This window comes from Leucobacter chromiiresistens (genome assembly GCF_001477055.1).
Classification (GTDB): domain Bacteria; phylum Actinomycetota; class Actinomycetes; order Actinomycetales; family Microbacteriaceae; genus Leucobacter; species Leucobacter chromiiresistens_A.
Window position 1 is genome coordinate 1 of the sequence record NZ_LDRK01000028.1, and the last position, 24,439, is coordinate 24,439.

A 24,439-nucleotide genomic window follows, 5' to 3' on the forward strand; every position below is an offset into this window, starting at 1 on the left:
GGGGCTCGCGGGTCGCGCTCCGCGCCGCGAGATCGACGGTGACGTCGCCGAGCCGCACCACGGGCACCGCCTCGTCGCGCACCACGCGCCGGGCGAGCGCGCGGATGCGGGCCAGCAGCTCCTCGATGGCGAACGGCTTCGTCACGTAGTCGTCGGCTCCCGCATCGAGCGCGTCGACCTTGTCCGCGGCGCCCGCGCGCCCCGAGACGACCAGGATCGGGGCCTGCGACCACCCGCGGACGGCTTCGATCACCTCGATGCCGTTCAGCGCCGGCATTCCGAGGTCGAGCAGGAAGAGGTCGGGCCGGTGGTCGATGGCGGCCGCGATGGCCTGTGCGCCGTCCGCAGCCACGAACACGTCGTACCCCTTCGCGGTGAGCGTGATGCGCAGTGCGCGGAGAATCTGCGGGTCGTCGTCGGCGATGAGAATCTTCATGGGCGGGGGCCTCCTGACGGTGCAGCATCGTGGGCGGGGGCGGAACCGGGCGCGCGGTCGGTCTCCGGCGCGAGGGCGGATCCGAGTGCGGGATCAGCGACGGGCGCGGGTTCGGCTCCGCGTGCGATGGGCAGCGAGACGACCATGGTGAGCCCGCCCCCCGGGGTGCCCTCGGGCAGCAGCGTGCCGTGCATCGAGTCGACGAAGCCGCGCGAGAGGGCGAGGCCGAGGCCGAGACCCGAGGTGTTGTCGGTGTCGCCGAGGCGCTGGAACGGCACGAAGATGTCGTCGTACTTGTCTGCGGCGATGCCGGGCCCGTGGTCGATGATGCGGATCTCGAGGCGATCGGCGAACGTGCTCGTGGTGACGGCGACCCGCTCCCCCGCGGCGGTGTAGCGCGACGCGTTCGCGAGCAGGTTCACGATGACGCGCTGCAGCAGCACCGAATCGGCCTGCACCGCCGTGTCGCCGTGCTGCAGGGCGAGCGAGACCTCGTTCGGCCCCATGCCGAGCTCGTCGAGCGCCGGGGCGATCACGGCTTCGGGGTCGGTCGGGGCGACGCGGACCGAGAGCGCCCCGGCCTGGATGCGCGTCACGTCGAGCAGGTCGGTGACGAGGGCGCCGAGCCCGTCGAGGCTCTCGGCGGCGGTGTCGAGGAGTTCGCGCCGGTCGTCCGCGCTCAGCGCGATGCCGGGGGCCCGCAGCCCGCCGATCGCGGCGGTCGCGGCGGCGAGCGGACGGCGCAGGTCGTGGCTGAGCGCCGAGAGCAGTGCGCCCCGCACCCGGTCCGAGGCGGCGATGGGCTCGATCTCGCGTGCGGTGCGCTCGAGGCGCCGGTGCTCGAGCGCGGCCGAGAGCTGGGAGCCGACGACGGTGAGGAGGCGGCGCTCGGAGGCCGCGAGCTCGGCGCCGGTGAGCTCGAGGGTCGCGTCCTCGCCGACGGCGATGTCGATGCACGCCGGATCGGCTCCCGCCGGCACCGGCGCGGCGCCCTCGGCCGGCGCCTCGATCCCGGCTCCCGCGCCGGCTCCCGCGCCGGCGACCGCCCCGGCCCCGTCGGTCGCGGCCGGCGCCGCCGAATCGCCCGATGCGGCGAGCACGGCGCCGCCCGCGTCGACGAGCCGCACGGCGCTCAGCCCGAAGGCCTCGCGCGTGCGGTCGACGAGCGCCTGCAGCGCGTCGTCGCCGCGCAGCACGCTCCCCGCGATCGTCTGGATGAGCTCGGCCTCCGCGGCCGAGCGGCGAGCGGCGCGCGTGTACCGCGCGGCGCGGTCGACGATGACGCTGACGAGCACGGCGATGACCACGTACAGGGCGACGGCCAGCAGGTGCAGCGGTTCGTGGATGTGCACCGTGTGCAGCGGCTCGATGAAGAAGAAGTCGAGTGTGATCCCCGAGAGCACCGCGGCGAACAGGGCGGGCCAGAAGCCGCCGACGAGCGCGACGAGCACGACGAGCAGCTGATAGCTGAGCACGTCGCTCGTGATCGAGTCGTCGCTGCGCAAGGAGGCGAGCAGCCAGGTGAGCAGCGGGCCGCCGACGAGCGCGAGCGCGAAGCCGAGCAGGCGGCGCCGCGCGGTGAGCGCCCCGGTGCGGCGCGGCAGGGCGAGCCGCCGGGCGCCCTCCGCGTGATTCACCATGTGCACGTCGATGTCGCCCGATTCGCGCACGACGGTCGCGCCGATCCCCGGGCCCGTGAGCGCGGCGACGAGGCGCCCGCGCCGGCTCGCGCCGAGCACGAGCTGGGTGGCGTTCACGGAGCGCGCGAATTCGACGAGCGCGGTCGGCACGTCCTCGCCGATGACCTGGTGGTAGCTGCCGCCGAGCTTCTCGACGAGCGCGCGCTGCTGCGCAAGTGCGGCGGGGTGCTCGGTGCGCAGCCCGTCCTGGTTCGACACGTGCACGGCCAGCAGCTCTCCGCCCGCCGAGCGCGCCGCGATCCGGGCCCCGCGTCGCAGCAGCGTCTCCCCCTCCGGCCCGCCGGTGAGCGCCACCACGACCCGCTCGCGCGCCTCCCAGGTGCTGCTGATGCCGTGCTCCGCTCGGTAGCCCTTGAGGGCCTGGTCGACCTCGTCGGCCAGCCACAGCAGTGCGAGCTCGCGGAGCGCGGTCAGGTTGCCGATGCGGAAGTAGTTGGAGAGGGCGGCGTCGATGCGCTCCGCGGGGTACACCGAGCCGCCCGAGAGGCGGTCGCGCAGGGCTTGCGGTGCGAGGTCGACGACCTCGATCTGGTCGGCGCCGCGCAGGAAGCGGTCGGGCACCGTCTCGCGCTGGGGGGCGCCGGTGATCTGCTCCACCACGTCGTTCAGCGACTCGATGTGCTGGATGTTGAGCGTCGAAATCACGTCGATGCCGTGGTCGAGCAGCACATCGACGTCCTGCCAGCGCTTCTCGTGGGCGCCGCCCGGCGCGTTGGTGTGGGCGAGCTCGTCGACGAGGGCCACCTCGGGTGCGCGTTCGAGCACCGCTGCGAGGTCCATCTCCTCCAGCTGCACGCCGCGGTGCGTCACCCGGGTGCGGGCCACCTCGGGCAGCCCGGCGGCCATCGCCGCGGTCGCCTGCCGCCCGTGCGTCTCGACGAGGGCGATCACTACGTCGACGCCGTCGGCGCGCATGCGGCGGGCCTCCTCGAGCATGGCGAACGTCTTGCCGACTCCGGGGGCGGCGCCGAGCAGCACCCGGAGCCTCCCCCGTCTCGTCATCGTCACTCCTCGGTTTCGGCGGGCGCCGCGCCGGGCTGCCCGCTCCGCCCCGCGTCGAGCCCCGCTCCGGCGGCCTGCACCGGGTGCGTCGCGTCGAGCGCCACGTTGAGCTCCAGGATATTCACTCGCGGCTGTCCGAGGAATCCGAGGTCGGGGGCGCGCGTGTGCGCCGCGACGAGTTCGCGCACCTCGCCGACGTCGAGGCCCCGGGCCGCGGCCACGCGCTCGACCTGGATGCGGGCGTACGCCGGGCTGATGTGGGGGTCGAGCCCGGATGCGGAGGCGGTCACGGCGTCGGCGGGCACCGCAGACTCGGGCACGCCGTCGAACGCGGCGATGTCGGACCGCCGCTGCTCGATGGCGGCGACGAGGTCGGGGTTCTCGGGGCCGAGGTTCGACCCCGAGGATGCGGCTGCGTCGTAGCCGTCGCCCGCGGCCGACGGGCGCGGCTGGAAGTACTCGGGCAGGGGCGCGCCGTCGGCGTCGGCGAACGCCTGGCCGATGAGGGATGACCCGACGACGTCTCCGTCGGGCCCCGAGACGAGTGAGCCCGCGGCCTGCGCCGGTGCGACGAGGTGGGCGACGCCGGTGATGAGCAGCGGGTAGCCGATGCCGAGGACGAGGGTGCCGAGGGCCATGGCTCGGAGGGCGACTCCGATGGTGCGGAGCTGCGGGCGGCCCGCGGGCCGGGTGCGTGCGTGCATGTGAGACAGCTTTCTGTGCGTTGGGGAGGCGAGAATCGGGGGCGCGTGCTGCGGACGGAATCGCCGACGGTCAGAATCCGGGGATCAGCCGCACGGCCTGGTCGATGAGCCAGATGCCCGCGAACGGCGTGATGAGGCCGCCGAGCCCGTAGAGCGCGAGGTTGCGACCGAGGATCTGCGACGCGCCGCCCGCCCGGAAGCGGACGCCGCGCAGCGCGAGCGGGATGAGGAACACGATGACGATCGCGTTGAAGACGATCGCCGAGAGCACCGCGGAGGCCGGCGAGTGCAGCCCCATGATGTTGAGCACCGCGAGCTGCGGGAACACTCCCATGAACATCGCCGGGATGATCGCGAAGTACTTCGCGATGTCGTTGGCGATCGAGAAGGTCGTGAGCGCGCCGCGCGTGATGAGGAGCTGCTTGCCGATGCGCACGATGTCGATGAGCTTCGACGGGTCGGAGTCGAGGTCGACCATGTTGCCGGCCTCCTTCGCGGCCGAGGTGCCGGTGTTCATCGCGACGCCCACGTCGGCCTGCGCGAGCGCCGGCGCGTCGTTCGTGCCGTCGCCCGTCATCGCGACGAGGTTGCCGCCCTCCTGCTCGCGGCGGATGTAGGCGAGCTTGTCCTCCGGCGTCGCCTCGGCGAGGAAGTCGTCGACTCCCGCCTCCTGCGCGATCGCGGCGGCGGTGAGCGGGTTGTCGCCCGTGATCATGACGGTCCGGATCCCCATGCCCCGCAGCTCCGCGAACTTCTCGGGGAGCCCCTCCTTGACGACATCCTTCAGGTGCACGACGCCGAGGATGCGCGCGGGCGCTCCGGGGCGGTGCTCGGCGACGACGAGCGGCGTGCCGCCGCTCTGCGAGACCTCGGCGACGCGCTGCTCGAGCTCGGCGCGCACCGCTGCGGGCAGCCCGGCGCGGTCGGCGCCGCGCGCTGCGAGCCCGGTCGCGGGCCCGGGCTCGGCGCCGTTCGCGCCGCCCGACGCTCCCACCGCCGCGACCTCTGCCCGCTCGGTCTGCTCCGCCTGCTCCACCTGGTCCACCCAGGCGGCGATCGCGGAACCCGCGCCCTTGCGGATGCGGGTGCCGTCGGGCAGGTCGAGGCCCGACATGCGGGTCTGCGCCGTGAACGGCACGATCTCGCCGGCAGGGCGCCGGTCGAACCGGTGCCCCTCCGCCTCGGCGAGCTCGACGATCGACACGCCCTCCGGCGTGGGGTCGGCGAGCGACGAGAGGGCCGCCGCCTCGACGAGCTCCTGCTCGCGCACGCCGTCGAGCCGCAGGAACGCGCTCGCGCGACGGTTGCCGTAGGTGATGGTGCCCGTCTTGTCGAGCAGCAGCGTCGTCACGTCGCCGGCGGCCTCGACCGCGCGGCCCGACATCGCGAGCACGTTGCGCTGCACGAGCCGATCCATGCCCGCGATGCCGATCGCGCTGAGCAGCGCGCCGATCGTCGTCGGAATGAGGCAGACCAGCAGTGCGGCGAGCACCGTCACGCTGACGGGCGCCGCGGCGTAGCTCGCGATGGGGTTCAGGGTGAGCGCCACGACCACGAAGATGATCGACAGGCTCGCGAGCAGAATGTTCAGCGCGATCTCGTTCGGCGTCTTCTGGCGCGCGGCGCCCTCGACCAGCGCGATCATGCGGTCGACGAAGGTCTCGCCCGGCATCGAGGTGATGCGCACCACGATGCGGTCGGAGAGCACGCGCGTGCCGCCGGTCACCGCCGAGCGGTCGCCGCCCGACTCGCGCACCACCGGGGCGGATTCGCCGGTGATCGCCGACTCGTCGACGGAGGCGATGCCCCAGACGATGTCGCCGTCGCCGGGGATCAGCTCCCCCGCCCGCACCACCACGTGGTCGCCGAGGCGCAGGTCGGAGGAGGCGACCGGTTCGAGCGCCGCGCGATCCGCCGCGGCGTCCGTCTCCGCGTCGTAGCCCGCGACGCGCTGCGCCGTCGTGGCCGCGCGGGTCTGCCGCAGCGAGTCGGCCTGCGCCTTGCCGCGCCCCTCGGCCACCGACTCGGCGAGGTTCGCGAACAGCACGGTCACCCACAGCCAGACGGCGATGGCCCAGGTGAAGGAGGCGGGCACGGGCGAGCCGCCCGAGTCTGCCGGGCCGCCGACGAAGGGCTCCGCGACGGCGAGCACGGTGGTGAGGGCGGCCCCGACCCAGACGATGAACATCACCGGGTTGCGCCACTGCCGACGCGGGTCGAGTTTGCGGAGAGCGCCGGGGAGTGCGGCGCGCAGCATGGAGATCATGACATCAGCCCTTCAGCCAGGGGACCCAGCGCGAGAACGGGGAAGAATGTGAGAGCGGTGACGAGGAGCGTCACCGCGGTGAGCATGCCGACGAACAGCGGCCGGTGGGTGGGCAGCGTGCCCGCCGTGGTGGGCACGCGATCCTGCGCCGCGAGCGAGCCCGCGAGGGCGAGCACGAGCACGATGGGCACGAACCGGCCGAGCAGCATCGCGACTCCGAGCGCGATGTTCATCCACGGCGTGTTCGCCGTGAGGCCGGCGAATGCCGAGCCGTTGTTGTTCGCGGCCGAGGTGAACGCGTAGAGCACCTCGGAGAGGCCGTGCGATCCGGGGTTCCAGATCGAGGTCGCCATCACCTCGTCGCGCACGCCCGGCACCGCGAAGCTGAGCGCCGTGCCGGCGAGCACGAGCGTCGGGGCGATGAGGATGTACAGCGCGCCGAGCGTGATCTCGCGGGTGCCGATTTTCTTCCCGAGGTATTCGGGGGTGCGCCCGATGAGGAGGCCCGCGATGAAGACCGCGATGATCGCGAGCACCAGTACCGCGTAGAGCCCCGATCCGACGCCGCCCGGCGACACCTCGCCGAGCATCATGTTCAGCATCGGCAGCATGCCGCCGAGCGCGGTGTACGAGTCGTGCATCGAGTTCACGGCGCCCGTCGACGTGCCCGTGCTCGTCGTCGCGAAGAGCGTCGACCCGACGATGCCGAAGCGCCACTCCTTGCCCTCGAGCGCGCCGCCCGCCAGCTCGGGCGCCGTGCCACGGCCCGCGCTCTCGACCGCGGTGAGCAGGGCGAACGAGGCGGCGTAGAGGATCGCCATGACGCTCACGATCGCGAGGCCCTGCCGGGTGTCGCCGATGATGCGGCCGAAGGCGCGGGGCAGGCTGAACGGGATCAGCAGCATGAGCACCACCTGCACCAGGCTCGTCCACGGCGTCGGGTTCTCGAAGGGGTGCGCCGAGTTGGCGTTGAAGAAGCCGCCGCCGTTCGTGCCGAGCAGCTTGATGGCCTCCTGCGACGCCACCGGCCCGCCCGGAATGCTCTGCGCGGCGCCGCTCAGCGTCGTCACGTCGGTGAACCCGGCGAAGTTCTGCACCACGCCGCCGAGCGCCAGCACGACGGCGGCGACTGTTGCGAGCGGCACGAGCACGCGGACCGTGCCGCGCGTCAGGTCGACCCAGAAGTTGCCGATCGTGCCCGAGCGGCGGGCCGCGAAGCCGCGCACCAGCGCGATCGCGACCGCCATGCCGACTGCCGCCGACACGAAGTTCTGCACGGCGAGGCCGGCGATCTGCACCGTGTACCCGAGGGTCTGCTCGGGCGAGTACGACTGCCAGTTCGTGTTCGTGACGAACGACACCGCCGTGTTGAACGAGAGGTGCTCGGACGGGGCCGGGAGCCCGAGCGCGTAGGGCAGCCACGGCTGGAGGCGCTGCAGGGCGTACACGATGAGCACGCCGACGGCGGAGATGATGAGCACGCCCCGCAGGTACGAGCGCCACGTCTGCTCGGCGCCCTCGTCGACGCCGATCGCCCGGTAGACGACGCGCTCGACGCGCCAGTGCTTCGGCGAGGTGTACGACCAGGCAAGGTAGTCGCCGAACGGCCGGTACAGCACCACGAGCACGAGCGCGACGGTCGCGATCGAGGCGAGCGCGGCCAGGGCGGTCGACCCGGCCATCAGAATCGCTCCGGTTTCAGGAGCGCGACGACGAGGTAGGCGAGTGCCCCGACGGCGAGGAGTGCGGCGAGCGCTTCGAAGACGATCACAGCCGTTCCACCCCCTTGGCCAGCACGCCGATGAGGGCGAACACGGCGATCACGCCCAGCACGGTGATCAGATCCAGCACGGGATCTCCATTCGAGATGCGCCGACCGCCGCAGCGGCCGGGGGCCCGTCCCTCGGGCTCACCTCCCGATCGAACACCCGGCCGGCCCGCTGCTCGGCGATCCTCACGGAATCCATACGGCCCCGCTGCGATTGCTCACGCAACGCTCACACCGCCGCGCGCTGAGCGCTCCGGGCGCGCGCTACTCCGGCGGTGCGACGATGCCGTGCATCAGGTGCGCGACGATGCCGCGGAGGCGCTCCTCGCTGTGCACGGTGCCGGTGAGCGCCGCGTACGCGGTGATCGCGATGAGGTGGTCGGCGATCAGGATCGCGTCGACTCCGTCGCGCAGCTCCCCGCGCGCGGCTGCGCGATCGATGCGCCGCTGCACCCACTCGCGGATGGGCGCGGCCAGGCGCTCGTTGAGCGCCGCGCCGATCTCCGGGTCGGCGGCGGTGACGGCGATCAGGGCGCGGGCCACGCCGAGCCCCTCGGCGCGCTGGAGCTGCCGCGTGGACTCGGCGAGCCAGGCGAGCAGGTCGGCCGCGAGGTCGGGCGCCGTGTCGCCGGTGTCGTGCGGCAGGGGAAGGTGGGCGGGCGGCGCGCCCTCGACGAGCGCCTCCCCGAGGATCGCGGCCTTGTTCGGCCACCACCGGTAGATCGTCTGCTTCGAGACGCCGGCGTCCGCCGCCAGCCGCTCGATGGTGAGCGGCTCGTACCCCTCTCCCGTCACCGCGCGGCGCATCGACGCCAGCACGGCCCGTCGGGCGGTTTCGCTTCGCGGTCTCGGCACGGATTCAGGGTACTCGGGTGTAGCCTGATGCATAAGTGGACGCACCGTTGCGAAACGCGATTCGCCCCGGTTCCGACGCGCCCGCGCTCAGCGAAGGAGACATCATGGCACTCACGGCTCGATCCAGCATCGGCGACTGGCTCGCAGACCCCGTCGGCGGCGAACTCGTGCGCGGGCTGCTCGCGCAGTCCGGCGCCGACCCAGCATCGCTCACCCCCGTGCTCGGGCTCCCGCTGCAGCAGCTTGTCACCCTCAGCCAGGGTGCGATGCCCCAGTCGGTCGTCGACGACCTCGTGCGCGCGGCGAACGGCGGCGAGCTGCCCGAAGCCGCCGAGGAGACGGGGTGGACGGAGCGCATCACCCCCGGCCGCTTCGCGGGGAGGACGATCATCGTGACGGGCGCCGCGTCGGGCATCGGGCGCGCGACCGCGTCGCGCATCGCGCGCGAGGGCGGCCGCGTCGTCGCCTGCGACATCGCGGCCGAGAAGCTGGAGGCGCTCGCCGCCGAGCTGCCCGACGCCGACATCGTCGCCGTCTCAGGCGACCTCACCCGGCAGGATGCGATCGATCGCGTGATCGCCGCAGCCGGCGACCGGATCGACGGGCTCGCGAACGTCGCCGGCGTCAATGACGACTTCTCGCCCGCGGGCGAGACGCCCGACGCCGTCTGGGACCGGGTGATCGCCATCAACCTCACCGCGCCGTTCAAGCTGATGCGCGCCGTGCTGCCCGCGATGGAGGCGGCGGGGCGCGGAGCCATCCTAAACGTCGCGAGCGAGGCCGCGCTGCGCGGCAACGCATCGGGCAACGCCTACACCGCCAGCAAGCACGGCATCGTGGGCGTCACGAAGTCGGCGGCCTTCATGTACGGGGCGCGAGGGATCCGGGTGAATGCGGTCGCCCCCGGCGGCGTCGCCACGGGCATTCCGATGCCGCCGAACATGTCGGAGGCCGGGTCTGCGAGGCTCGCCCCGTTCCAGCAGTCGATCCCGACGATCGCGACGGCCGAGCACCTCGCCGCATCGATCACGTTCCTGCTCTCGGACGACGCGGTCAACATCAACGGCGCGATTCTCGCGTCTGACGGCGGGTGGTCGGTGCAGTAGGGGAGCTGCTCAGGGCTCGCGCAGCCTCGCGACGAGCGCGGCCGCGCGTCGCGCTCGGGTCTCGGGCCGCACGGCGGTGGCGATCGGATGGAGGGCGCTGTAGCGGGCGCTGCGGCTGAGCGCATCGAAGGCGGAGCTCGCCGCCGCGTCGGCGGCGAGCGCGCTCGCGAGCTCCTCGGGCACGTCCATCGTCGCCGCCCCCGCGTACGCGCGCTCCCACCGGCCGTCGGCCCGCGCGCGCTCGACCTCCGCGCGCCCGCGCGGGCGCAGCCGCCCCTCGGCCTCGAGCCGGGCGATGATCTCGACGTTGCGCTGCGACCACATCGAGCGCGCGCGCCGCGGGGTGAAGCGCTGCAGAAAGGTGTCGGCGTCGCGGGACCGCTTCTGCCCGTCGATCCACCCGCTGCAGAGCGCCGCCTCGAGGGCCTGCTGGTAGCTCAGCGACGTCGGGGCGGTGGTGCCCTTCTTCGCGAGCACCACCCATCCGCCGTCGTGCGCGTCCTCGTGGGCTTCGAGCCACGCGCCCCACGCCGCGGCGTCGGCGAACACGGCGGGCTCGGCGAACACGGCGGGCTCGACGAAGACGGCGGGCTCGGGCGCGCCCGAGGCGGCGCCCGCGTCGACCGCGCCCGCCGCGTCGGCTGGGCGCTCAGCCCGCGACATCGAGGATCACCTTTCCGAGGTGCCCGCCCGCCCGCAGCATCTCATGCGCGCGGGCGGCGTCGGCGAGCGGCACTCGCGCGTGGACGGGCAGCGAGATCTCGCCGTTCTCGAGCAGCGGCCACACGAGCTCGGCGGTGCGTTCGAGGATGCGCTGCTTGTCGTGCGGTGCGCGCGAGCGCACGGTGGTGCCGATGACGCGCGCCCGCTTGCCCATGAGCGCGGCCACGTCGAGTTCGCCGGTGGCGCCGCCCAGGGTCCCGATGATGACGAGGCGGCCGAACTCCCGCAGCATCGCGACGTTGTCGCGCAGGGCGGGGCCGCCGACGATGTCGAGGATGATGTCTGCGCCGCCCGCGTCGCGCACCGCCGCCGCGACGTCGGTGGTGCGCCGGTTCCACGCTTCGGCGGCACCGAGGCGCCGCACCTCGGCGACAGCCTCGTCCGAGCCCACGGTGGTGAGCACGCGCGCTCCGAGCGAGCTCGCGAACTGGATCGCGAAGGTGCCGATGCCGCCGGTGCCGCCGTGCACCAGCACGGTCTGGGGCTCGGGGGCCGCTCCCCCGTCGCCGCCCGCGGGTTCCGCGCGCAGGCCGCCCTCGATGACCAGGTTCGAGACGACGGTCGCCGCGACTTCGATGATGCCTCCCGCATCGGCGAGCGAGAGCGCGGGCGGCGCGGGCACGACCTGCGCTTCGGGCACGGCCACGACCTCGGCGTAGCCGCCGCCGGCGAGCAGCGCCACGACCGGCTCGCCGGTGTCGCGGCGCCGCCCCGACACTTCGAGGCCCGGCAGATCGGAGGCCCCCGGGGGCGGCGGGTAGTGCCCCGCCGCCTGGGCGACGTCGGCACGGTTCACTCCCGCGGCGACGACGTCGATGAGGATCTCGCCCTCGCCCGCCACCGGTTCGGGCAGATCGGCGAGTTCGAGTCGGTGGTCGTCGGTGATGGTGATGGCGCGCATGGCTCAACGCTAGACCCGGGCGCGCGCCGCCGCTAGCGCCCGGTGACCAGCATGTCGGCGAAACCGGCCACCCGCTGCTGCAGCCGCTCGATGCGGCGCCGCCGGTCGGCATCCATGTCGAAGCCGTCGTAGGGGGCGGGCGGATCGGCGCGGACCACCCAGGAGCACTGGAAGTTGCGGCACAGCAGGGTGCCCACGGTGTTGCCGCGCCGGCCCGATTCGCCGACGCGCCGTGCGGAGAAGAAGACCACCTCGTTGATGAGGCGCGGATCGCGGCACCACTCGCAGATCTGCCGCCGCTGGGGCGACGCGTTCGACTGCCGCAGCAGCACGCCGGTCGGGGTGCCGTCGGGAGCGGGGAGCACGGCGTAGGCGCGCCCCGCGAACTTCGGGTCGTGCCAGCCGAGGTAGTCGAGCGAGTCCCAGTCGCGGGTGTCGAGGTCGTCGGGCAGCCCGGCGACGGAGACCTCTTTGCGGGAGGCGTTGACGAAGCTGGAGCGGATGGTGTCTGCGGTGAGCGGAAGCATGGGTGTGTCCTGTTCGAACGGGGGCATTCGGCGGCCGGGGCGCCGGACGTCGGCCGGGCGCCAGCCGGGCGTCGCGTCGCTCAGTGGCGCGACTCGAGATGCCCGGGGATGGGTGGGAGGGTTCGCACCCTGAGACGGGTGCGGGCGCGGCTCGGCGGGGCCGCGGTACGCGGCACGCGTCGCCGAGCGGCGGAATCAGCTGTCGAGGGCGAGGATTCCGCCGACGACCTCCCCACGCCCCAGGGGCATTCGCTGCGCATCGTTCACCCGGCAACGGTAGCATGCGGATCGGGAGAGCACCGCTGCGATCGAGAAGGAGCACCATGTCCGCTGAGTACGACGTCATCGTGATCGGAGCCGGCCCCGTCGGCGAGAACGTGGCCGACCGCGCCGTGCAGGGCGGCCTCACGGTCGCTCTGGTCGAGTCCGAGCTCGTGGGCGGCGAGTGCTCCTACTGGGCGTGCATGCCCTCGAAGGCGCTGCTGCGCTCCGGCGAGGCCGTGCGCGCCGCCGAGCGGCTCGACGGCGCGAAGCAGGCCGTCAGCGGCTCGGTCGACGTCGCCGCCGTGCTGCGCCGACGCGACTCGTTCACGAGCCGGTGGGACGACTCCGGGCAGGTCGAGTGGGTGGCGGGCGCGGGCATCGAGCTGGTGCGGGGCCACGGCGTCATCTCGGGCGAGCGGGAGGTCACGGTGCGCACGGCGGAGAGCGGCGCGACCGCCGACGCCCCCGAGGCGGGCACGGTGCTCCGGGCGCGCCACGCCGTCGTCGTGGCGACCGGCTCGGCGGCGCTGCTGCCCGATATCGACGGGTTGGCCGAGGCGAGCCCCTGGACGAACCGCGAGGCGACGAGCACCGAGGTGATCCCGCCCCGCCTCGCGATCGTCGGCGGGGGCGTGATCGCCTCGGAGCTCGCGACGGCCTTCGCCTCACTCGGCTCGCAGGTGACCGTGCTCGCGCGGAGCGGGCTGCTCTCGGGCCAGGAGCCCTTCGCGGGCGAGCTCGTGGGCGACGCGCTGCGCGAGCTCGGCGTCGACCTGCGCCTCGACACCTCCCCGGCCTCTGTCGAGCGCGGCGACGACGGGGTCGTGCGCATCACGACCGACGGCGGCGATACGGTCGAGGCCGACGAGATCCTCGTTGCAACCGGCCGCGTGCCCCGCACGTCGGATCTCGGCCTCGACAGCGTCGGCCTGGAACCGGGAGCTTGGCTCGACACCGACGACACACTGCTCGTGCTGGGCGCCGACGGATCGCCGCTCCCCGGCGAGTGGCTGTACGCCGTCGGAGACGCGAACCACCGGGCGCTGCTGACGCATCAGGGCAAGTACCAGGCCCGAGCGGCGGGCGATGCGATCGCGGCCCGCGCGAACGGCACCCGGCTGCGCGACGAGCCCTGGGGCCGGCACGCGGCCACCGCGGATCACGCGGCGGTGCCGCAGGTCACGTTCACCGACCCGCCGATCGCGTCCGTCGGATTGACCGCTGCGGCAGCCGAGAAGCAGGGCCTCAGCACTCGCGTCGTCGACTTCGAGCTCGGCGACATCGCGGGGGCGAGCCTGCACGCCGACGGCTACCGCGGCACGGCGCGCATGGTCGTCGACGAGGATCGCGGGGTGCTCGTCGGGGTGACCTTCGCCGGCCCCGACGTGCACGAGCTCGTCCACTCGGCCACGGTCGCCATCGTCGGCGAGGTGCCGCTCGAGCGGCTGTGGCACGCCGTGCCGTCGTACCCGACGATCAGCGAGATCTGGCTGCGGCTGCTCGAGTCCTACGGGCGGTCGAACGACCGGCTGGCGTAGCCCCGCGATCCGGCGCCCTCGCTCACGCCTCGGCGCTCGGCGCCCCGGGGCTCGGCAGCCCGTCCGCGGGCTCGGCGGCGCCCGTCTCCGCGGCGAGCGGCCGCTCCCCCGGGGGCAGCCGCTTCATGTCCTGCGCCGGGAAGACGACCTTCTGCACGATGATGATGACGCTCGCAGCGACCGGGATCGCGACGAGCGCGCCGAGGATGCCGCCGAGCGCGCCGCCGCCGACCGCGGCGATCACCACGAGCGAGCCGGGCACGGCGACGGCGCGGCTCATGATGCGCGGGCTGAGCACGTACGCCTCGATCTGCATGTAGACGAGGTAGTAGATGCCCGCCGTGAGGGCCGTCATCGGCGAGTTCACCAGGCAGACCGCGGTGATGATGATCGACGCGCTCAGCGTGCCGACGAGCGGGATCAGCGATCCGACGAACGCGATGAGCGCCAGCAGCGCCGGCAGCGGGGCGTCGATGATGCTGAGGAAGACGAGGCTCAGCACGCCGTTGCAGAGCGCGAGACTCACCTGACCGATCACGTAGCGGCCCACGGCGCCCGACACGTCTTCCAGCAGTTCGCGGAAGCGGGGGCGGTGGTAGGCGGGCACGAAGCGCACGGCGAGGCGCTTCATGGCGCGCATGGAGGCCATGAAGTAGAGGGTCAGGATCAGCACGATGATGACGCCCGTCACCCCGCCCGCGATGCCCGCGCCGACCGCGACGATGCCGCCGCCGATCTCGCCCAGGTTCGTCGGATCCTGCAGGAAGTCGAGGGCGCCCGAGATGGCGCTGTCGAAATCGGTGCCGAGCTGGCCGGTGAGCCAGGCGTACCAGTCGGAGTGCACGATGTCGTCGACCATCTGCGGGGCGTTCTCGACGAGATTGGTGATCTGCTGCACGAGCACGGGCACGATCGCGAGCAGCACGCCCGCGAACGCGAGCAGCACCCCGCCGACCACGACCGCGACGGCTGCGGGCCGCGGTAGCCTGCGCTCGATGCGCGAGACGACCGGATCGAGTCCGAGCGAGAGGAAGAGGGCGACGCCCACGTAGACGAGCACCGTGCCGAGCTGCCCGATGATCGCGCCGATGAGCAGGGCGACGAGCACGCCGAGCGCGCCGAGCAGGCCGAACGTGAAGGGATTGATGCGCGCGCCGTTGCCCCACGGGATGTACCCCGGGCTCGACACGGCCTTGCTCGGCCCCTCTTCGCCACTCTCTTTCGCAGCCCACCACCGCAGCATGTCGTTCCCCTCCGTCGGGGTGCCGCGCAGCGCCACCCGGTGCCAGTCGACCACTCGGCGGGGTGCGGGTCAAGCTCATCCCGTCGTGGGTCGCCGCGTGTCGCGCTACCGTGGGCCGCACGCGCGCCAGCCGGGGTACGCGCGCGACGGCAAGGTCGTCGTGTTCTTCCGCAGCGGGCAGATGGACGCGCTGCGCTACTCGACGTTCGGAGTGAGCCCGCAGGCGGCCCTCGACGAGGAGAGCGGCCTCTGGCCCACCTCGTACGCGCTCATCGATCCGACGGACGCGGCCCGGTCGGCGCTCGCCGACGTCGTGCGGCGCGCGGGCGCGAACGACTGACGCCGCTCCGGTGTCGCCCGCCGGGTGAAAGCGGGGGTGAAAACCGAGGCTTCGCGCCTGAGCGTCGCCCCGACTCGGCTATCTTTCACCCGGGGGACGTGAGTGATCACGGTCAATTCACTGTTGAAGCAGGCATGAAGATCACTCAACATGTCGCACGGGTATCTGGGAGCACATGTTGTCATCATTTCGCGTGCCGCGCGCACGCACGAATCGCCTGCGATCTCGCGCCGGGCGCGCGATCGCCATCGCCGCGACGGCCGCCGTCGCCTTCTCGGGCCTGGTGATCGGCTCGGCGGAGCCCGCAGCCGCCGCCGTCGAGAACATCCAGTTCGAAACCCCGAACAACAATCTCGTGACGCTCGGCGACCTCGCGAGCCGCTCGCAGCGCGGCCCGGTCAGCATCAGCGGCATCGGACCGTACACCGTGCGCGGCACCGACGCGAAGTCGGGCCAGCCCTACGAGTTCGTGACCGACTGGAACTACTCGGCCACCAACATCGGCTGGCAGCGCGAGAGCGACGAGCGCGCCAGCTCGATGACGTTCGGCTCCGCGACGAACGTCCCCTTCCTGGGCCGCACCGGCGCTCTGCAGCTGACCTCGGGCGGCAGCTGCAACAACAACAACACGTTCGGCGGGCTCACCACCTACTGCTCCGCGTTCGGTCCGGAGGTCTACTCGCAGCCCTTCACCGCGACGGACGGACAGGCGGTCTCCTTCGACTGGGCGGCGCAGCGCGTCAGCGACGACTACGAGATCTACGCGTACCTGGTGCGCGTGGACGGTCAGGGGTACGGCACGCCGGCCGATCACACGCTGATCGCGTACGGCCGCGGCGGCACGCAGAACTGGACGACGTCGAGCAAGAAGATCCCCGCCGACGGCACCTACCGGTTCCGCTTCGTCAACGGCACGTACGACCAGACCGGCGGCTTCGCCATCGGCTCGAACATGTACATCGACAACGTGCTCAAGCTCGGTCAGGCGAACCCGATCGACTTCGGGCAGCTCTCCGACCGGGTCGTCGCCGACGGCCCGCTCACGGTCAGCGCGACGGCGCCGGGCGGCGCCGTGACCTTCAGCACGAGCACCACCTCGATCTGCGCGGTGAACGGCAGCACGGTCACCTTCACCGGCAACGTGGGCACCTGCACCATCGTGGCCAACCAGGCCGGCGGCGGCGAGTACGTACCCGCCGAAACCACCCCGCAGTCCTTCCGCGTGCTCGCGGCGCGCACCGCGCCCGTCAACGCCGGCGCGCCCTTCATGACGGGAGCCGCGAGCGAGGGCGACACCATCTCGTTCAACGAGGGCACCTGGCTCGACGGCGGCTCGCCGATCACGGCGACGCGCGTGCAGTGGACGCAGTCGGTGAACGGCGGCCCGGCGACGCCGATCGCCGGTGCGACGGGTGACTCCTGCTACCTCGTCGACTCCCCCGGCAGCCAGCTGCGCGTGAGCGTCACGAAGGTGAATGCGATCGGCGAGACCACCTCGGTGTCGACGCCGCTCAACGGCTTCGTGTGCGGCGCCCCCGCCGCGCCGGTGTGGACGCCGCAGTCGCTCGGCGATCCCATCGCCGGGAACGCCGTCTCCGTGACCTTCACCGCGAGCGGCGCGACCAAGCCGACCTACTCCGTCGTCGACGGCGCCCTGCCCGCGGGTCTCGCGCTCAACGCCGCGACCGGCGTCGTGTCGGGCACCCCGACCGAGGCCGGCGCGTACTCGTTCACGCTGCGCGCGACGAACCCGACCGGCACCGCCGATCTCGAGGTCTCGGGCACCGTCAACGCGGCTCCCGGCGCGATCACCGGCGCACCCGACGCCTTCGTCGTCGGCGAGCCCGCAGCCGGCGCCGTCGCCGCGACCGGCACCCCCGCACCCAGCTTCACCGTCACGGCGGGCGCACTGCCCGCCGGCGTGACGCTCGATCCGGCGACCGGGGCCTTCACCGGCACGCCGACCACGGCGGGCGAGTACGCCTTCACCGTGACCGCATCGAACGGCATCGGCACGGCGACGACGCGCGAGTTCACGGGCACCGTCGAGGAGGCGCCGAACTGGAGCATCGCCGTCGGCTGGGCTCCCGAGGTGGGCGAAGCGCTCGACGTGACCTTCACCGCGACCGGCACCCCGGCGCCGACGTACTCGATCAGCGCGGGCGCACTGCCCGCGGGGCTCACGCTCGACGCGGCGACCGGCCGCATCAGCGGCACGCCGACCGAGGCCGGGCCGTACTCGTTCGTGATCCTCGCGACGAACACGCAGGGCACGCAGGGGCTCAACGTCTCGGGCACCGTCGTCGCCGCGCCGGGCGCGATCACCGGGGATCCCGGGCACTGGATCGTCGGTGCGGGCGCGACCGGAACGCTGCAGGCCGCCGGCACCCCCGCTCCGGTGTACCTGGTGACCGCGGGCGAGCTGCCGCAGGGCGTCTCGCTCAACCCGATCACGGGCGCGTTCAGCGGTTCGCCGACGACGGCGGGCGAGTACGCGTTCACCGTCACCGCGACCAATGGCGTCGGCGCCGATGCGACGCGCGAGTTCTCGGGCGTCGTCGACCAGGCCCCGGTCTGGAACGCGCACGAGGGCCTCGCGCTGCAGACCGGCGTCGACGTCTCGACGACGTTCACCGCTTCGGGCACGCCGACTCCGACGTACTCGATCCTGGCCGGCTCGCTGCCCGAAGGGCTGACGCTGAACGAGACCACCGGCGAGATCACCGGCACGCCGACCGCTCCGGGCTCCTACTCGGTGACGCTGGGCGCGTCGAACGGCATCGGCGATCCCGTGCCGCTCGAGCTCACCGGCGTCGTGACCGACGCGCCCGTCTGGGTCGACCGCACCATCGGAGACCTGCGCGTGGGCGCCGCGTTCACGGACGGCGTCTTCGCTCAGGGCACCCCCGCGGCGACCTACTCGGTCACCTCGGGCACCCTTCCCGCGGGGCTCAGCCTGAACGAGCTCACCGGCGCCATCACCGGCACGCCGACGCAGTCGGGCGCGTTCGCGTTCACCATCACCGCGTCGAACGGCGTCGGCGAGGCGATCGCGCAGGAGTTCACGGGCACCGTCGTGAAGTCGCCGGTGCAGACCCCCGGCTCCACGGTGAAGCTGCCCCAGCTGCAGCAGGGCACGTACGTCGAGGTCGATCTGAGCGAGGGCGTCGATTCCGACCCGGCGCCGACGTATCTCGTCACCAGTGGCGCGCTGCCCGAGGGGCTCAGCCTCGACCCGGTGACGGGCATCCTGAGCGGCACCCCGCTGCACGAGGGACCGTACTCGTTCATCATCACGGTCGACAACGGCACCGGTGAGCTGCTCACCTTCGCGTTCGAGGGCTACGTGGACGCTGCGGACGCCGCCGCGCCCGCTCCCGCGGCGCCCGGTGATGCCGCCGCACCCGCCGGCAACGGCACCGGATCGGGCGGCGGCCTCGTCGCCACCGGTGCGGACGCGGCTCCCGCAGCCCTCCTCGGCGGCGCACTGCTGCTGATGGGCGGGCTGGTCGGCGGGCTCGCGCTGGCGCTGCGCCGCCGCCGCGTCGGCTGAGCCCGGCGCTCGGCTCGCACCGCACCGCGCGTGAGTGACGCAGCCCCCGGATCCGCTCAGGGTCCGGGGGCTGCGTCGTGCGCGCGCTCCGAGCGCCTGCACGCCGCACGCGCTCCGAGCGCCTGCACGCCGCACCCGCTCCGAGCGCCCTACTCCGTGACGTTCGTCATGGTCGCCCGCCAGAACAGATCCTCGACGTCCGCGGCGCTGACGCGGAACTCGCCGCCGCCGTCGGCGCTGTTGCCGGGGCCCCAGGGGTTGCGCATCCACACGCTCCCGTCGGGGTCGATGCGGGTGATCACGTACGAGTGCGACGTCACCACGTCGACTTCGCGGGAGTTCCCGTCGGGGTCGGTGACCGTGATCTGGTGGTCGCCGCTCCGGGGAGACGAGATGACGACCTGGCCGCCGTCGTCGAGCACGTCGCGCAGCTCGTCGACCTGATCGGCGTCCAGGCCGGCGTAGTTGCCGTTCTCGATGACGTCGACCGGGTGCCCCGTGATGATCTCCATCGCCTCGGCGGGCACGCCGCCGTCGATGAAGTCGTACCCGTACTCCTGACGGATGGCCGCCTCGTAGAGGGCGGCGATCGACGGCTTGTCGCCGCCGAAGATCCACCAGTCCCAGTCGCTCTGCCTCGCCCCGTTGTCGAAGACGTACTCGACGAAGACCTCCTCGGGCTCTCCGTTCGCGTACAGGGTCACCCAGTACCCCTCCCGCTCCGCGTCCCAGCGCACGTGGTCGCGGATGAACGCGTCGCCCGCGTCGGTGTTCAGCAGCGCCACGACCGAGCTCAGCATGAAGCAGTCGCCGATGCTGCCCTGCGCCACGTCGTCGGGGTCGAAGGCGTCGTCGTCGAGGATGTTGTCGGAGACCCGCTCATCGGGGTCCTCCGCGTCGGTGAACCAGCCGAACGGATCCCACCAGGGCCGCCCGTCGCCTTCCTCGCCGATGGCGGCGCGCAGTTCCGCGGCCGCAGTGGCGGCCGCCTCCTGCAGCTGCCCGAGCGCCGCCGTCGCGGCGAACTCCGCCCGCAGACCCGTCAGCGCCGCGCCGAGGTCGAGCGGGTTGCCGCGCAGCGCACGGGCCGAGCGGTCGACGTCGTCCTGCGCCTCCGCGAAGACCGACGCGGCCTCGCGCTGCACCGCGGCGTACCGGCGCAGCGTGGAGCCCGCCGCGTCGAGCGCATCGGCGATGTTCACGGTCTCGGGCAGCGTTCGCTCGAGCGCCGCCCGGTAGGCGTCGGCCGCCGCACCCGTCCAGGTGTCGGGCCGCGCGCGGGCCGCCTCGTGCCGGGCGCGCTCGGCGGCCTGCGCGCCGGTGCGCAGGCTCGCCGCAGCCGTCTCGACGGCGGCCGGATCGCCGAACCCGCTCACCACAGCCGCCACCGCAGGCGCACCGCGGCCTGCGCGCCGTCGGCGTCGGCGCCAGACGCCGCGACGCCGGGCCCGTCGTCGCCCGGCCCGTCATCGCCCGACCCCGCGACGCTCAGCACCTCGACGACGCAGAGCGGATGCACGCGCGCCCGGTCGCCCGCGGCGAGCGCCGACTCCGAGACGCCGAGCAGCCGCGCGCTGCGGCCCGCTTCGCTCACCGAGACACCGATCGTCGCACCGCAGATCCGCGTCTGAGCTCCCGCGGGCACCGTGCGCTCGACGCCGACGAAGCCGAGCAGCCCGACGGCGACGACCGCCCCCGCGATCGCGACGCCGCCGGCGCCCGCGGCGATCCGCTTCCTGCGGTTCACGGTCGCGCCCCGCCTCCGGGCGCAGCATCGGCCTCCCGGGGCTCGTCGATCTCGATCGCCGCGGCGGTCTGCGTGCCGTCGGGGCTCGCGAAGAGGTCGATCACGCGCACGGATCCTCCGCCGGGAAGCTGCGCCGACTCCCCCGGGGCGAGCTCGACCGAGGTGCGACCTGCAGGGCCCGAGATGCCGAGACGGGCCGCGAGGCCGCCGCCGGCTTCGGAAGGCCGGAGCGTCGTCGTGATGAACCCGATCGAGCAGGTCGCGCCACGTCGCTGCGCCCCCTGGCGCAGCAGCTCGGGCCGCGTGCTCACGGTCGCGGCCCCGCGCCCGTGTCGGAGCCGGCGCCGGGAGGAGCACCGACGGGCGAGCCGCCCGCCCCCGGGCCGATCGCCGCGCCGAGGCGCCCGATGCCGGCCGTGAGCTCCTCCTCGACCGCGCTCAGGTCGGCGAAGGTGTCGCGCACTCCGGTCTCGAGGTCGGCCCATCGCTTCGTCAGGCGCTCCGCCTCCCGACGCATAGCGGCTTCGAACGCCGCGACGGCGCTGCCGAGCACCGCCGGCCCGAAGGCCCCCGCGCGCGGCATCGTCGGCACCGCCTCCCCCGCGTCCTCCGCCGCGACGCGCAGCCGTCGGCGAATCGCTGCCACGTCGCCGTCGTCGATGGCGAGTGTCATCAGTCGTCCTCGCCGGCTCCGCTGACGTCGGGGTGCTTGCGCAGCCGGAGGATCGACCAGGCGAGCCCGCCCCAGAGAATACCGATGGAGAGCACCATCATGACGAGTGCGCCGGTGGTCATCGTGTTCCTCCCGTGGTGCGTCGCTGCGCGGTTGTCTCGCGGGCCTCGGCGATGAGGTCCGTCATCTCGGTGCGGAGCCGGTCGGGCTCATCGGGCACGAAGCTCGTGGCGTCGCTGCGGCGGTACGCCCGGTAGCTCATCGCGAACGAGAAGACTGCGAGCAGGGCGATGGCGCCCCAGCCGATCGTCGTGACGAACCAGGTCGGGAATCCGCCGTAGCCGGCAGTGAGGTATTCGGTCGCCCCGCGCACCAGAATGATGGCGAGGATCACGGGGGTGATCGCCGTGACCGCGACTGTCCAGATGGGGCCGAGTTTCAGCGATGAGAGCGCGTTGAGGTGCGCGCGCAGGCTCGGCACGGCGCGGAAGACCCAGGCGACCAGCACGAGGGTGGCGACGGCCGAGCCGGTGACGCCGATGTTGTTGACGAACGCGTCGAGCACGTCGAGCACGTTCAGACCCGAGGACGTGCCGAACAGCAGCACCGACGGGATGCCTGCCGCCAGGCCGACCGTCACGGCGACGCGGCGCGTCGACCATCCGGTCTTGTCCTGCAGGGCGCCGGTCACCACCTGGTAGATCGAGAGCAGCGACGAGAACCCGGCGAGCACGAGGGATCCGAAGAAGAGCACCCCCATGAAGGCGCCGCCCGGCATCTCGCTCAGGAGCGTCGGGAACGTCATGAAGGCGAGGGCGACGCCGCTCAGCCCCTCGAGGTCGTCGATCTGCACGTTCTGCGTGTAGGCGAGGAAGCCGAGGGCGGCGAACACGCCGATGCCCGCGAGGATCTCGAACGCGCAGTTCGCGAAGGCGACGACGACGCCCGACCCCGCGAGGTCGCTGCGCCGCTTCATGTACGACGCGTAGGTCAGCATGATGCCGAACGCGATCGAGAACGAGAAGAAGATGTGCCCGTAGGCCGCCAGCCAGACGCCCGGGTGCGCGAGCGCCGCGAAGTCGGGCTCGAAGAACTGGTTGATGCCGTCCCATGCGCCGGGGAGCGTCATCGCGTAGATCACGATGATCACGAAGACGATCACGAGCAGGGGCAGGGTGATGCGATTCGCGCGATCGAGGCCGCGTCGCAGGCCGAGCGACATCACGACGATCGCGGCGATCCAGACGATCAGCAGGGTGATGAGCACCGCGGGCACGAAGTCCAGCGTGACGCCGGGGGCGTCGGCGAGCTGCAGGTAGTCGCCGGTGAAGAAGCCGACGGCGTCGTCGCCCCACTGACGGCCGAAGCTGAACCAGACGAAGCCGAGCGCCCAGGCGATGATCACGGCGTAGTAGGTGAGGATGAGGAAGGAGACGCCCACCTGCCACCAGCCGAGCGGCTCCGCCTTGCGGTTGAGCCGCTTGAACGCGAGCGGCGGCGCGGCGCGGAACTTGTGGCCGATGGCGGAGTCGAGGAAGAGGATCGGCAGGCCCGCCGTGAGAAAGGCGACGAGATACGGAATCAGGAAGGCGCCGCCGCCGTTCTCGTAGGCCACCCCCGGGAACCGCCAGATGTTGCCGAGGCCGACGGCCGAACTGATGGCGGCGATGATGAAGGCGCTTCTGCGGCCCCACGTTTCGCGCTCGGGAGCGCTGGTCTGCACTGATTCAGTCACGCAGTCACGGTAGCAGGCGGGCCGCCCGCTCGCGAAGCGCCTTCCACTGCCTGGGAAGCGCGGCGGAGTCGCGCCGGTCGCCTCGCGCATTCCGCACGACTCCCCTACTGTCGTACCCGATGAGACCCGCCGCGCCCCCCGCCGAAGCCGCGCCCCGCCGGGCCGGGCCGCTCGGGCGCGTCGCGTCGCGCGTCGCGTCGCGGGCCGCGCGGCTCGGCCCCCCGGCGCGCATCGCGGGGGTCGATCTCGCTCGCGGCCTCGCCGTGATCGGCGTGTTCGCGGCTCACCTGGCGGTGATCTCACCGCTCGAGTGGGGCGACCCCGGAACCTGGTCGGGCCTGGTGGAGGGGCGCTCGGCGGTGCTCTTCGCCATGCTCGCCGGGGTGTCGCTCGGCATCGTCTCGGTCGCGGCGGAGCGCCGCCGGCTGGCGGGCGCGGTCTCGGCGTCGGCGCCGCTGTTCGGGCTGCGCGCGCAGCTGCTGCTGCGCGGCGTGCTGCTCTGGCTGCTCGGCATCTGGCTCGATGATCTCGAGGTGCCGGTGTACGTGATCCTGCCCGCCTACGGAGCGCTGTTCGTGCTCGCGATCCCCTTCACGCGGCTCGCCCCGCGGGCGCTCTTCGCGCTGTCGGCCGCGCTCGCCCTCGGGGCGCCGTTCGCCGTGCAGTGGATCGACGGCGCGGTCGCCCGCAGCGACGACCCGCTCGCGGTCGAGGAGTCGCTCCGCCTCATCGCGTGGAACTACCCGCTGCCGCTGTGGCTCGCGTTCCTGCTGTGCGGCATGGCGGCGGGCGCGCTGCTCATGCGCTCGCGCAGGTACGCGTGGCCGCTGCTCGGCGCGGGCGTGCTGCTCGCCGCGCTCGGGTACGGGGTGGTCGGGTCGATTGCGCGCGCGGCCGAAGCGGCCGAGGCGCGCGCGTTCTCGGATGGCTCCGGCGCGTGGTGGGTCACCGCGCTGAGTGACGCCCCGCACGGCTCGGGCGTGGGCGAGGCGCTCGGCTCGGGCGGGTTCGCGCTCGCGGTGACGGGCGCCGCGGTGCTGCTGTGCCTCACGCCCCTGCGCTGGATCGCGCTGCCGTTGCGCGCCGTGGGCTCCATGCCGCTCACCGCGTACGTCGTGCACATCGGCATCTGGGCGGTCTGGATCGCGGTCGAGACGGCGCGCGACCCGGGGCTCGACCCGTCGGCCGGGTTCCGCGCCCTCGAGCCGTTCTGGCCGACGACCGCGGGCGTGATCGCGGGGTGCACGCTGTGGGCGCTGACCGTGGGGCAGGGCCCGCTCGAATGGTTGCTCGGCGCGATCACGAAGGCGCCCGCGCGCTGGAACCGCCGTTGAGCGGTCACTTCCGCGCACTTCGAC

General features: G+C 73.0%; 22 protein-coding genes. 5 read left to right on the forward strand and 17 right to left on the reverse strand.

Annotation, left to right across the window (positions count from 1 at the left end; translation table 11 throughout):
* The 7 genes from NS354_RS06195 to NS354_RS06225 all read right to left on the reverse strand — a co-directional run.
* Positions 1-436, reverse strand: a 436-nt coding sequence (locus NS354_RS06195) for a response regulator transcription factor (protein WP_153002125.1), incomplete at its 3' end; no start/stop codon positions are given.
* On the reverse strand, positions 433-3,138 hold the full coding sequence (locus NS354_RS06200) for a DUF4118 domain-containing protein (protein WP_082677934.1): 2,706 nt from the start codon (positions 3,136-3,138) through the stop codon (positions 433-435). The genes NS354_RS06200 and NS354_RS06195, both read right to left, overlap by 4 nt.
* Positions 3,139-3,140: 2 nt before the next feature.
* Positions 3,141-3,842, reverse strand: a complete 702-nt coding sequence (kdpC, locus tag NS354_RS06205; RefSeq protein ID WP_058593714.1) for a potassium-transporting ATPase subunit KdpC — start codon at positions 3,840-3,842, stop codon at positions 3,141-3,143.
* 70 nt (positions 3,843-3,912) lie between these two features.
* The gene (gene kdpB / locus NS354_RS06210) at positions 3,913-6,108 is read right to left on the reverse strand and encodes a potassium-transporting ATPase subunit KdpB (protein WP_082677935.1); all 2,196 of its coding nucleotides are present in this window, start codon (positions 6,106-6,108) and stop codon (positions 3,913-3,915) included.
* Complete coding sequence (kdpA, locus tag NS354_RS06215; protein WP_058593715.1) at positions 6,105-7,790, reverse strand: potassium-transporting ATPase subunit KdpA; 1,686 nt, start codon at positions 7,788-7,790, stop codon at positions 6,105-6,107. Before kdpA ends, kdpB begins: the two co-directional genes overlap by 4 nt.
* Complete coding sequence (gene kdpF / locus NS354_RS13350; RefSeq protein ID WP_040504909.1) at positions 7,790-7,879, reverse strand: K(+)-transporting ATPase subunit F; 90 nt, start codon at positions 7,877-7,879, stop codon at positions 7,790-7,792. The genes kdpA and kdpF overlap by 1 nt, the downstream gene beginning before the upstream one ends.
* A 261-nt stretch (positions 7,880-8,140) precedes the next feature.
* A complete protein-coding gene (locus tag NS354_RS06225) occupies positions 8,141-8,731 on the reverse strand; it encodes a TetR/AcrR family transcriptional regulator (protein ID WP_241490384.1) in 591 nt (196 codons plus the stop codon).
* A gap of 104 nt (positions 8,732-8,835) precedes the next feature.
* Here NS354_RS06225 and NS354_RS06230 point away from each other — a divergent pair, with 104 nt between their 5' ends.
* On the forward strand, positions 8,836-9,837 hold the full coding sequence (locus tag NS354_RS06230) for an SDR family NAD(P)-dependent oxidoreductase (protein WP_058593716.1): 1,002 nt from the start codon (positions 8,836-8,838) through the stop codon (positions 9,835-9,837).
* A 9-nt stretch (positions 9,838-9,846) separates the two neighbouring features.
* Here NS354_RS06230 and NS354_RS06235 read toward each other — a convergent pair whose 3' ends face one another.
* From NS354_RS06235 to NS354_RS06245, 3 genes are read right to left on the reverse strand one after another with little or no spacing between them, the layout of a single operon-like run.
* Positions 9,847-10,500: a YdeI/OmpD-associated family protein gene (locus NS354_RS06235; protein ID WP_082677938.1), complete on the reverse strand. Its 654-nt coding sequence runs from the start codon at positions 10,498-10,500 to the stop codon at positions 9,847-9,849.
* Complete coding sequence (locus NS354_RS06240; RefSeq protein ID WP_058593717.1) at positions 10,487-11,461, reverse strand: NAD(P)H-quinone oxidoreductase; 975 nt, start codon at positions 11,459-11,461, stop codon at positions 10,487-10,489. Before NS354_RS06240 ends, NS354_RS06235 begins: the two co-directional genes overlap by 14 nt.
* Before the next feature lie 32 nt (positions 11,462-11,493).
* Positions 11,494-11,988 (reverse strand): FBP domain-containing protein, encoded by a 495-nt coding sequence (locus NS354_RS06245; RefSeq protein ID WP_058593718.1) that lies wholly within the window; start codon positions 11,986-11,988, stop codon positions 11,494-11,496.
* A gap of 323 nt (positions 11,989-12,311) precedes the next feature.
* On the opposite strand from NS354_RS06245, the gene NS354_RS06250 reads away from it, so the two are divergent.
* On the forward strand, positions 12,312-13,790 hold the full coding sequence (locus NS354_RS06250; protein WP_058593719.1) for a dihydrolipoyl dehydrogenase family protein: 1,479 nt from the start codon (positions 12,312-12,314) through the stop codon (positions 13,788-13,790).
* A 22-nt stretch (positions 13,791-13,812) separates the two neighbouring features.
* Here the strand turns inward: NS354_RS06250 and NS354_RS06255 are convergent, their stop codons facing one another.
* Positions 13,813-15,087 carry an AI-2E family transporter gene (locus NS354_RS06255; protein ID WP_058593720.1) on the reverse strand — a complete coding sequence of 425 codons (1,275 nt, stop codon included), beginning with the start codon at positions 15,085-15,087 and terminating at the stop codon, positions 13,813-13,815.
* Between the two features lie 43 nt (positions 15,088-15,130).
* Between NS354_RS06255 and NS354_RS06260 the strand changes: the two genes are divergently transcribed.
* Both NS354_RS06260 and NS354_RS06265 read left to right on the forward strand, forming a co-directional pair.
* Positions 15,131-15,373, forward strand: coding sequence for a hypothetical protein (locus NS354_RS06260; RefSeq protein WP_206542597.1), 243 nt, complete (start codon positions 15,131-15,133; stop codon positions 15,371-15,373).
* A 175-nt stretch (positions 15,374-15,548) separates the two neighbouring features.
* Complete coding sequence (locus NS354_RS06265; RefSeq protein ID WP_082677939.1) at positions 15,549-18,926, forward strand: putative Ig domain-containing protein; 3,378 nt, start codon at positions 15,549-15,551, stop codon at positions 18,924-18,926.
* A 149-nt stretch (positions 18,927-19,075) separates the two neighbouring features.
* Here NS354_RS06265 and NS354_RS06270 read toward each other — a convergent pair whose 3' ends face one another.
* The 6 genes from NS354_RS06270 to NS354_RS06290 are packed head-to-tail and all read right to left on the reverse strand — an operon-like array spanning position 19,076 to position 23,081.
* Positions 19,076-20,302 (reverse strand): C2 family cysteine protease, encoded by a 1,227-nt coding sequence (locus NS354_RS06270; protein WP_153002126.1) that lies wholly within the window; start codon positions 20,300-20,302, stop codon positions 19,076-19,078.
* Positions 20,299-20,673 (reverse strand): hypothetical protein, encoded by a 375-nt coding sequence (locus tag NS354_RS06275; protein ID WP_058593723.1) that lies wholly within the window; start codon positions 20,671-20,673, stop codon positions 20,299-20,301. Before NS354_RS06275 ends, NS354_RS06270 begins: the two co-directional genes overlap by 4 nt.
* On the reverse strand, positions 20,670-20,984 hold the full coding sequence (locus tag NS354_RS06280; RefSeq protein WP_058593724.1) for a hypothetical protein: 315 nt from the start codon (positions 20,982-20,984) through the stop codon (positions 20,670-20,672). Before NS354_RS06280 ends, NS354_RS06275 begins: the two co-directional genes overlap by 4 nt.
* Positions 20,981-21,346 (reverse strand): hypothetical protein, encoded by a 366-nt coding sequence (locus tag NS354_RS06285; RefSeq protein WP_058593725.1) that lies wholly within the window; start codon positions 21,344-21,346, stop codon positions 20,981-20,983. The genes NS354_RS06280 and NS354_RS06285 overlap by 4 nt, the downstream gene beginning before the upstream one ends.
* Complete coding sequence (locus NS354_RS13130) at positions 21,346-21,468, reverse strand: methionine/alanine import family NSS transporter small subunit (protein WP_082677941.1); 123 nt, start codon at positions 21,466-21,468, stop codon at positions 21,346-21,348. Before NS354_RS13130 ends, NS354_RS06285 begins: the two co-directional genes overlap by 1 nt.
* The gene (locus tag NS354_RS06290; RefSeq protein WP_241490387.1) at positions 21,465-23,081 is read right to left on the reverse strand and encodes a sodium-dependent transporter; all 1,617 of its coding nucleotides are present in this window, start codon (positions 23,079-23,081) and stop codon (positions 21,465-21,467) included. The genes NS354_RS13130 and NS354_RS06290 overlap by 4 nt, the downstream gene beginning before the upstream one ends.
* Before the next feature lie 119 nt (positions 23,082-23,200).
* Here NS354_RS06290 and NS354_RS06295 point away from each other — a divergent pair, with 119 nt between their 5' ends.
* The gene (locus NS354_RS06295) at positions 23,201-24,415 is read left to right on the forward strand and encodes a heparan-alpha-glucosaminide N-acetyltransferase domain-containing protein (RefSeq protein WP_058593727.1); all 1,215 of its coding nucleotides are present in this window, start codon (positions 23,201-23,203) and stop codon (positions 24,413-24,415) included.
* Positions 24,416-24,439 lie beyond the last annotated feature (24 nt).